This window comes from Neisseria dentiae, from assembly GCF_024580525.1.
GTDB classification, from domain to species: Bacteria; Pseudomonadota; Gammaproteobacteria; order Burkholderiales; family Neisseriaceae; genus Neisseria; species Neisseria dentiae_A.
This window is the reverse complement of sequence record NZ_JANIKQ010000079.1, coordinates 1-407: the sequence shown is the minus strand read 5'-3', so window position 1 is coordinate 407 and position 407 is coordinate 1. Positions and strand designations below refer to the sequence as shown.

At 58.2% G+C, this 407-nt stretch carries 1 protein-coding gene; it reads left to right on the top strand.

Annotated elements, in window-relative coordinates; genetic code table 11:
• Positions 1-180: 180 nt before the first annotated feature.
• The coding region (locus NQ012_RS12945) for a DUF4158 domain-containing protein (RefSeq protein WP_257067980.1) at positions 181-407 on the top strand (227 nt) is incomplete at its 3' end.

Sequence of the window (407 nt, the reverse complement as noted above, 5' to 3'; positions counted from 1 at the left end):
GTACAGCTGTCTGAGTCAAAGCCCGCCTGTCCAATGGGGTCCCCTCGTTTTCAGTGCAATAACTGGCGGTACGCAAACCCAGCACTGGCGCGGGGGTGGTGTTGGTAGATCGTTGATTCTGTTGGCTTTCCTGTTCACTTCTCAAACGGGTATCGTGGCCTCCCACTAATGGGGTTCACGATGCAGGACTGGCAAACGACGTTTTTGGGGATGCGTGAGCTGCCCCGCGATATCAGTGACTTCGAGATGAAGGCGTTTTTCACCTTCGATGGTGCAGAGCGCGAGGCAATCAATGCGCGCCGGGGTGACGCCCACAAGCTCGGTCTGGCGCTGCATATCGGGTTTTTGCGCATGAGTGGCCGCCTGCTGTATGCCTTTCGGGTGGTTCCCGTCGCCCTGTGGCGCCA